We start from the raw sequence: 5,476 nt of genomic DNA on the forward strand, positions 1-5,476 counted from the left end.
GCCTAAGTCGCTAATCAGCAGCTGGCCCAGCCCGTGAAGGTGCCGGCGCTTGAAAACGTCGATCCCGCGGCGATGCGACTTGCTGGCGATCGGCGCGCGCAGTTCCTCCCATTGCTCGATCAATTCCCCCAGCGTCGGGACCAGCTGCATGCCGCTCGCGAGCAGGACGGCATCGGTGTACGCCTTGGACATGATCGCGTGGGCGCGCTTGTGGTTCACCTCGTGGGTGCTGCGCTGGCGCCGCGCGCCACCGGCGAGCCGGAAGCGGTAGTGGTAATACTTGCCAACCTTGAACAGGGTGCTGGACATGCCGCCCCCCCGGTCAGGCTGGGGGGATGAACGAACCGAGCTGGTGCAGCACCGGCGCCGGCGGCGGTTCCGGTGGCAGCGCCGGCGCGGCCATCGCTTCGTGCGCCTTCTTGATGCTGTGGCTCATGCTGTAGGCGGCCTGCCCAAAGCTTTTCACATGATAATAATAGGTGCGCTCGCTGATGCCGAGCGCGGCGGCCGCCTGCTTGGCCAGCGCAGCGTCGCCGACGTAATACGCCCTGAATGCCAGGAACTTGCCCTTCCATTTCTTCATGTCGGCCAATGTATGCACGGCCATGTTGAAATACTGCATGTCAGGGTGGTTACGGGCGTTTGGCTCCCTCCCCACCTTGGACGGCTGCAGGCGCCCAAGGGTTCCGCTGCTGGCCGGTCGCATGTAAAAGCTGCGTGTCTGGCACCAGCGCACCCACTCGTCACAATATTCCGCTACTAGATCCCGATTTTTCATCTGTACTGCCTCCGTGGTCAATTCGCGGGGCAGTCTAAAGCCGGTTAAAGATTAACTTAGATTTTCACCTTAAAGCGCGCGGCGCCACGGAAACGCCGGCGAATAGCCAAGGAACAGGGGCTTGGCGAAGAAGTTGCGCACGCGCGGCGGGACGATCGAGCGCGGCGCTTCCGGTGCGCTCTCCTTTTCGAGCTGGTGCCGGGCGCGTGTCGTTAGTTTGTATTTGATCCCCTCGCGCGTCAGACAGCCGCGTTCGACCAGATCGCAGTAAAGCTCGACCATCTTGCAGTGGTCGATGCCGGCCGGGAGCTTGCGCGTGACGAAATCCCCATGCACCTCCGCGCCCTGATAGATCGTCATTGGCCCCTTGAGGAACGCTGTCAGGATCTGCTCGCTGCGTGAATTTTTCTCAGGAAATTTCATACCTAGCTCCTGCAGGTGCTCGCCGGCGGGTTTTGGCCGGTGTCTGGTGAACCTGGCCGGCGGCGATCCGCGCGGCGATCATCGTTTCGGCGGCGAACAGGTCTTCGCGGGTCGCAACGGCGCACTGCGCCTCGTGAATCGCCAGCGCATTGCTCACCGCGGTCATGCCCGGCCCGTCGAGCCGGTACTGGCCGGTCCTGGCGCCCCGTTCCGCCGCCCGCGCCATCGCCTTCAGGGCCGGTATCATTTCCGGAACGTACTCTTCGCCAATGCCCGTTTCGGCAAGACAGAGCGTAATGTTCATGGCCGTGCAGAGATAGACATACGACGTCTCGGTTGCATCGCCCAGCTTGATATCCTCGAACGCACGCCAATATTTTACGCAGATGAGGGTCGCCTCTTCCCCCTCGATCGGCAGCGCATTCATCATGCGCACGTCATGCCGGGATACGCCGGCAGCGATCACCTGCAGGCCGCCGCCGACGGCACACTTCTTCTCGCGATATGCCTTGACGCGACGCTTCGGCGATCCGTGTTTGCCGGCCATTATGCGTGCTCCAGCAAAGAACCCTGCCGGCGCACATTCGCGCGCTCTCGCGGTGCTACGTTCATCTTCTCGGCTTTCATTTTCGTAAGCAGTGCTGTTGCGGCCGCCCGTCCTTTGGCGGCCTCCTGGTTGAGATGATTTTCTATTTTCGTGTAGGCCAGCTCGCGCTGACGTTGCACTTCCGCACGCAGTTTCGCCTTGACTCCGGCCAACGCTGTTTCGCCGTACTCCCTCCTGACCTGGTCGTAAGCGACTTGGCGCACGTGCTGGGGGGCCCCTGCCAAAAGGCGAATTTGGCAGCATTCCCGGTGGGCATTGAAGCGCCCCGACAGCGCTACGCAAAACTCGCAACTCACCTGGTCGGGCCGACGAGGAAACTGCGGATCGTGGCGATCGACATGTCCGCTACGTCGTGGATGCGGATCATCATCGCCGCGCTCAGCGCGACCTTGACGTTCCGGATATTGCTCACGTTCGTCGGGGAGACGCCCAGTTCGCGCGACAGGGCGGCGTCGTTCTTGACGCCGAGCTTCGCCATGACAGCGTCGAGCAGCATGCCGACGTTGTAGGCCGGGTTGTTGACGTCGATTGTCACGAATTTTCTCTCGGTGGTGGTGGTGGTGGTGGTGCTCATACGTCGTCCTCATCGGTGGTAGGTTGGTTTTTTCGCGCTCGTGATGTTTTCAAAATCGCTTTCATGCCGGCCACGGCACCGGCCGGCATTCCTTTTTTGGCACGGGGAGGCGCCACGGTCGGATCGATGACTCCCACGCGGCTCTGGCGCGGTGGTGCCGGCGGGACTCCGCTGTTGTCGATCGCAGCTTGCACCCGGCCCTTGAACGCCAGGGCGGACTCGCCAGCTTGCGCCGGCTGCAGTCCCAGCCGCGCAGCTTCGGCCGCGACGCTGGCGTCCGACGCCCACCAAGCCTGGCTGGCCCGGGCGCCAGTCGCACGCTCCGGGCCTCGGGCATTGCGGCACCAGTTGCGCCACGGGCCTTCCCATTCGAGCTTGACGCCACGGGAACCTGCCATCGGCACCCAGTGGTCCCGGAACGTCTCAGCCACCTCGCGGACATGGTCTTCGGTCCAATCCGGAAACTTCGCCAGCGCCCAGTCACCCCATGATTTCGGAAGTGCAAAATTTTTGGGCAAGCGGGTACCGGTTGCCGTGTTCCGGTTAACTGATGATTCAATTGATGGTTTACTGATGATTATGGGTGCGAGATCTGCGGGGGTTTTTGGCAGAATCTGCGGGGGTGGGGGTGCAGATTTTGCGGGGGTGGGGTGCGGATTCTGCGGGGGTGCGGATTCTGCGGGGGTGCCGAAATGGGCCGAATAGATGTGATAAATCGTGCTGCGGCCACGCCGCAATTCGCGCCGAAGGATGCCGAGCGCTTCCAAGGCCGTGATGTGGCCTTGAACGGTACGCTCGCCCATGCTGCATTTGTACGCTATCGTCGTGATCGACGGATAACACTCGCCCTGGTCATTGGCGTTGTCGCACAGCGCGATCAACACGAACTTTTGCCCCGACGGCAACGGCGACTTCCATGCTGCTGTCATTAAACTAATACTCATTTGAATCCTATGTGCTGCATCAGAACGGCGCACCGCCCCTCATGTGTTCGGTACGGTGTTGGCCACGCAGTCTCTGCTGGGCGAGGCTGGCGGCGAGTGCCGCCAGAAAGGCTGGGTTCACTCATCGGATGTCATTCGGCGCTACGGCCCGCCTGGATCGCACGGACACAGTGGACGCATTTGCCGTACTGGGCCAGCTGCTTGGCGAACATGTTCTTCCCGCAAGCGCATTTCTTCGGCCTGAGCACCGGCCCAGGCTTGGACGCCCGCGTCCGCTCGCTAAACATGTCGGAGCCGATCCGGCTCCCGACCGCCCACGTCACGCCGCTTTCCAGGTAATGGCACCGCTAGTGCCGTTTGGCTTGATATGACCAAGTGTTTTCAAGCGCTGCAGGGGCGCATACAGCTCGGGCGATTTAACGCCGAGTGCATTGGCGATCTCGGCCACAGTGCGGCCGCCGTGCGCGCGTACGTGCTCAAACGTCTTGCGCTCGATGTCGCTGGGCGGGCGCCGTCCTGCGCGCCGCGCAGGTTCATCAAGCACATGCCTGGCGTGCAGCGCGGCGTGCTGCGCCGCAAAGTGTTGAAATGCATTCATTCGGTCTTCTTTATTGGAGATCATGTTTCCGGTCACACGGACAGAAAGTAGGGGCGGCACAACGCCGTCCGCTAAAAATGCAGACTTGCGCACTTCATGTCAGCGGCCTCGATTAGGAGGTCAACTGCGGGGCACTAGGTTTTCATCGGTATTCGTCCGGTTGCAGGTAAACAATGGCGTCGACGGGCACGACCTTGAGCCCGGCCGCTGCGAGCAAACGCGCGCAGTAATTGAGCTGCCCGCCCGATTTCGCACGAGAAATGGACAATTCGTGCATACCCAGTCGGTCAGCAATAGCGGTAGCCGTTGTTTTATTGATAAAATGCAAGATTGTCGTAAAGTTCTTGCGTGACTGGTCGGCAATTTCCGGGGATACTTGGGCCAAGTCGGCAAGTTCGGTCTTGCTAAACTCGGCATCGGACGGGTCCGTATCCATGGCGGGGCTGTTAGGCATGGAGAAATCCTATGCTGCATGGGTAAAAAATTGATAAAGTACCGGCGGTAGGCAGGAATGAGATGGTCGAAAAGATCCGTGTCGAGCTGGGCGAGTAACTTTTCCGCTACGTGCAACAAGCTTGGCGCGTGCGCACTGCGTGCTACACGACTGCACCGCGATGTCAGTTTCAGTTTTCTCGACCTCAAACATTATTGCCACAAATAAATAATTTAACAAAATATTACAGTTTTTCGCAATATTTTACAATAAATTATTGCATTTAGTGATTTTAAGAAATTATTCTGGTAAAAATATAAAAATGACAGATGTGCAAAAAGACGCCCCTGATCGCACCCAGCGCCTTCGGGAGGCGTTGCAGCGAAAAAATGGCGGCAACGCGTCGGAGCTTGCGCGATACGCGCAGGTGGTCCCGCAAGCCGTCAGCAAGTGGCTCACAGGCACCCAGTTCCCGCGAGACAGGGCCTTAGACTTGGCGGCAGAATTCCTTAATGTGACCCCGGAATACCTCAAATTCGGCACGCCTACGGTACGCCCACCACCAACCGAAGATTCCCTTATCCTGATGTACGTCAAGCCGCTCGAAGCCAAGCTGCTGACAAACTTTCGCGAGTCAACAGAGCAAGGCCAACGCCAGATGATGATCTCCTCGACGCATGCCGAGAAACTGTCATCAGAAAAATTACCCGACAAAGGTGCGGCTTCGGACTAGCCGCAATTGCCGTTCCGCCGTGGCATGGTCGCCGACAAGGCGGCGATGGTATCTGCGACGGCGAGCGAACGTGCGACGTTCACCAGATACGCTTTTGACGTGGTCGAGGTGGAGTCGAACAAACCCATCAAGACATTGCGCGCCTGGTGCGACGAGGCGTTTTCGATGGGCACTTCTGGTACTGGTAGATTCAATTGAGCGGCGCTTTGGGTGGACATAGTATTAATCTGCTAACAATAATGTTACAACATGGAAACTGTAGTGACACTGTGCCAGAGCGTAGGGTTCATGGCAACCGAAGTTAACTATCACCTTTCGCCGAAGTAATAATTTACGTTTGACAGTAAACTATCAGCTGTAAGTTGAGCAGCACATCAAATTATGCA

General features: G+C 59.0%; 10 protein-coding genes and 1 pseudogene. 1 reads left to right on the forward strand and 10 read right to left on the reverse strand.

From position 1 onward, the window contains the following. The 9 genes and pseudogenes from F1735_RS32260 to F1735_RS32300 all read right to left on the reverse strand — a co-directional run. Positions 1 to 309, reverse strand: a pseudogene (locus F1735_RS32260) (site-specific integrase); the annotation flags it as partial. A 13-nt stretch (positions 310 to 322) separates the two neighbouring features. Continuing rightward, positions 323 to 622: a hypothetical protein gene (locus F1735_RS32265; RefSeq protein WP_167240941.1), complete on the reverse strand. Its 300-nt coding sequence runs from the start codon at positions 620 to 622 to the stop codon at positions 323 to 325. A gap of 225 nt (positions 623 to 847) precedes the next feature. Continuing rightward, positions 848 to 1,201 carry a hypothetical protein gene (locus tag F1735_RS32270; protein ID WP_167240943.1) on the reverse strand — a complete coding sequence of 118 codons (354 nt, stop codon included), beginning with the start codon at positions 1,199 to 1,201 and terminating at the stop codon, positions 848 to 850. Continuing rightward, the gene (locus F1735_RS32275) at positions 1,188 to 1,748 is read right to left on the reverse strand and encodes a hypothetical protein (RefSeq protein ID WP_167240945.1); all 561 of its coding nucleotides are present in this window, start codon (positions 1,746 to 1,748) and stop codon (positions 1,188 to 1,190) included. The genes F1735_RS32270 and F1735_RS32275 overlap by 14 nt, the downstream gene beginning before the upstream one ends. Continuing rightward, positions 1,748 to 2,011, reverse strand: coding sequence for a hypothetical protein (locus F1735_RS32280; protein WP_167240946.1), 264 nt, complete (start codon positions 2,009 to 2,011; stop codon positions 1,748 to 1,750). The genes F1735_RS32275 and F1735_RS32280 overlap by 1 nt, the downstream gene beginning before the upstream one ends. 89 nt (positions 2,012 to 2,100) lie before the next feature. After that, the gene (locus F1735_RS32285; RefSeq protein ID WP_229506074.1) at positions 2,101 to 2,382 is read right to left on the reverse strand and encodes a hypothetical protein; all 282 of its coding nucleotides are present in this window, start codon (positions 2,380 to 2,382) and stop codon (positions 2,101 to 2,103) included. Continuing rightward, positions 2,379 to 3,326: a helix-turn-helix domain-containing protein gene (locus F1735_RS32290; RefSeq protein WP_167240948.1), complete on the reverse strand. Its 948-nt coding sequence runs from the start codon at positions 3,324 to 3,326 to the stop codon at positions 2,379 to 2,381. Before F1735_RS32290 ends, F1735_RS32285 begins: the two co-directional genes overlap by 4 nt. Before the next feature lie 319 nt (positions 3,327 to 3,645). Beyond that, entirely contained in the window at positions 3,646 to 3,948 is a 303-nt protein-coding gene (locus F1735_RS32295; RefSeq protein WP_167240950.1) for a hypothetical protein, read from the reverse strand. Between the two features lie 118 nt (positions 3,949 to 4,066). Beyond that, positions 4,067 to 4,378, reverse strand: a complete 312-nt coding sequence (locus F1735_RS32300) for a hypothetical protein (RefSeq protein ID WP_167240952.1) — start codon at positions 4,376 to 4,378, stop codon at positions 4,067 to 4,069. Positions 4,379 to 4,643: 265 nt separating this feature from the next. Here F1735_RS32300 and F1735_RS32305 point away from each other — a divergent pair, with 265 nt between their 5' ends. Next, positions 4,644 to 5,090 carry a helix-turn-helix domain-containing protein gene (locus tag F1735_RS32305; protein WP_373888621.1) on the forward strand — a complete coding sequence of 149 codons (447 nt, stop codon included), beginning with the start codon at positions 4,644 to 4,646 and terminating at the stop codon, positions 5,088 to 5,090. On the opposite strand, the gene F1735_RS32310 is transcribed toward F1735_RS32305, so the two are convergent. Further along, complete coding sequence (locus F1735_RS32310; protein WP_166899342.1) at positions 5,087 to 5,308, reverse strand: hypothetical protein; 222 nt, start codon at positions 5,306 to 5,308, stop codon at positions 5,087 to 5,089. The two genes, F1735_RS32305 and F1735_RS32310, sit on opposite strands and share 4 nt — an antisense overlap. Between the last annotated feature and the right edge of the window lie 168 nt (positions 5,309 to 5,476).

Origin of the sequence: Massilia genomosp. 1, from assembly GCF_011682185.1 — a bacterium.
In the GTDB taxonomy this organism is placed as follows: Bacteria; Pseudomonadota; Gammaproteobacteria; order Burkholderiales; family Burkholderiaceae_D; genus Telluria_A; species Telluria_A rubra.

Excerpts from the sequence above, each read along its gene's own strand:
- F1735_RS32265 (WP_167240941.1), bottom strand. The coding sequence starts at position 622 with ATGCAGTATTTCAACATGGCCGTGCATACATTGGCCGACATGAAGAAA.
- F1735_RS32270 (WP_167240943.1), bottom strand. The coding sequence starts at position 1,201 with ATGAAATTTCCTGAGAAAAATTCACGCAGCGAGCAGATCCTGACAGCG.
- F1735_RS32275 (WP_167240945.1), bottom strand. The coding sequence starts at position 1,748 with ATGGCCGGCAAACACGGATCGCCGAAGCGTCGCGTCAAGGCATATCGC.
- F1735_RS32285 (WP_229506074.1), bottom strand. The coding sequence starts at position 2,382 with ATGAGCACCACCACCACCACCACCACCGAGAGAAAATTCGTGACAATC.
- F1735_RS32290 (WP_167240948.1), bottom strand. The coding sequence starts at position 3,326 with ATGAGTATTAGTTTAATGACAGCAGCATGGAAGTCGCCGTTGCCGTCG.
- F1735_RS32295 (WP_167240950.1), bottom strand. The coding sequence starts at position 3,948 with ATGATCTCCAATAAAGAAGACCGAATGAATGCATTTCAACACTTTGCG.
- F1735_RS32300 (WP_167240952.1), bottom strand. The coding sequence starts at position 4,378 with ATGCCTAACAGCCCCGCCATGGATACGGACCCGTCCGATGCCGAGTTT.
- F1735_RS32310 (WP_166899342.1), bottom strand. The coding sequence starts at position 5,308 with ATGTCCACCCAAAGCGCCGCTCAATTGAATCTACCAGTACCAGAAGTG.